General features: G+C 68.4%; 2 protein-coding genes. Both read right to left on the bottom strand.

Features of this window, described 5'->3' with window-relative positions:
- Positions 1-1,039, bottom strand: a 1,039-nt coding sequence (locus ABTZ89_RS22955; protein ID WP_351048024.1) for a hemolysin family protein, incomplete at its 3' end; no start/stop codon positions are given.
- Positions 1,036-1,659 (bottom strand): hemolysin family protein (locus ABTZ89_RS22950; RefSeq protein WP_351048022.1); only part of this gene is annotated, 624 nt, incomplete at its 5' end. The genes ABTZ89_RS22950 and ABTZ89_RS22955, both read right to left, overlap by 4 nt.

The following is a 1,659-nucleotide window of genomic DNA, read 5'->3' as shown; positions in this document are numbered from 1 at the left end:
AGTGGACGTGTGTGGTGTCGCGGACGGTGCCGACGTATTCCTCGACGAGGTCTTCCATCGCCACCACCCCTACCGGTGTGCCCGCCGTGTCGATGGCGGTGGCCAGGTGGCTGCCCGAGCGGCGTAGCGAGGCGAGGGCTTCGTCGAGCCGGGCCTGGGCCGGGACCGTGGGCAGGCGGCGGATCCGGGAGGCCGCGATCGGGGTGGTCTCGTCGTGCCCGATCTGGTCCAGCACGTCCTTGACGTGCAGATACCCCCGCATCGTCCCGTCGGCGGAGCGGACCGGGAACCGGGAGAACCCGGTCTCGGCGACCACCCGTTCCACATCCCCCAGCGTCGGACGAGCCGGCAGCGTGGTGACCTCGCCCAGCGGCACCAGCACATCAGCAACACGGTGCTCGATCGAGGACAGGGTTTGGGCCAGGCGGCGGTGTTCGGACTGATCGATCAGCCCCTCACGGCGGGACTCGACCAGCAACTCGGCCAGCTCGGCGGAGGTGTAGGCGGTGTCGAGCTCGTCCTTGGGCTCCACCCGCAACAACCGCAACACCATGTTGGCGACCATGTTGAACACCGCGATCAACGGCCGCGCCAGCGTGACGAACCCGACCAGCGGCGGCACCAGCCACAACGCGACCTTCTCCGGCTCGGCCAGGGACAGGTTTTTGGGCACCATCTCGCCGACGAGCACGTGCAGCACCACGACCAGCGCCAACGCGATCGCGAACGAGATCACGTGCGTCACGGCCGCGGGGATCCCCAACGCGGTGAACGGCACCTCAAGTTGGTGCGCCACCGCCGGCTCGCCAAGGCGTCCGAGGCCGAGCGAGCACAGGGTGATGCCGAGCTGGGCGCTGGTGAGCATCAACGAGCCCTGCTGACTGGCCTTGATCACCACACGAGCCCGGGACTTGCCCTGCGCCGCCAACGCCTCCAACCGGTCCCGACGCGACGACAACAACGAGAACTCCGCACCCACGAAGAACGCGTTCAACAACAACAGCACCACACCGAGCAGAATCGCGAACCCATCACTCATCGCTCGTCCTCCCCACCGTCGACAGTGGCCGGTCGGCCGGTGAGGCGGAGCTCGGCGATGCGGTTGCGGTCCATCTTGGACACCGTCAACTCCCAGCCGTCAGCGGTGATCTCGTCGCCCACGGCGGGAATCCGGCCGAGCTCGCTCAGCACGTACCCGGCGACGGTCTCGTAGTCGTCGCTGTCGGGCATCGCCATGCCGGTCGCGTCGGCCAGCTCGTCGGGCCGGAGCAGGCCGGAGACGATCCACGTGCCGTCGGCCATCTGCCGCACCGTCGGCAGCTCACCGCGGTCGTGCTCGTCGCGGACGTCGCCGATGATCTCCTCGACCACGTCCTCCAGCGTCACGATGCCAGCGGACCCGCCGTACTCGTCGACCACGATGGCCAGCTGCAGGCCCGAACCGCGCAGCTTCTCCAGCAGCGCATCGCCTTCCAGACTTTCCGGCACCGTGGGAACGGGCTGCGTCAGCGACCCGACGAGAACCCGCTCGCGTTCTTCAGCGGGCAGTCCGAAAGCCTTCTTGACGTGGACGACGCCGTGGATGTCGTCGAGATCCCCACCGTGCACCGGGAATCGCGAGAACCCGCTCCGCCGCGCCAGATCCAGCAGCTCCACAAC

The sequence above is a fragment of the Saccharopolyspora sp. NPDC002686 genome, assembly GCF_040295745.1.
GTDB lineage: Bacteria > Actinomycetota > Actinomycetes > Mycobacteriales > Pseudonocardiaceae > Saccharopolyspora > Saccharopolyspora oryzae.
The sequence above is the reverse complement of the archived record's forward strand: the minus strand, read 5'-3'. Positions and strand labels throughout refer to the sequence as shown.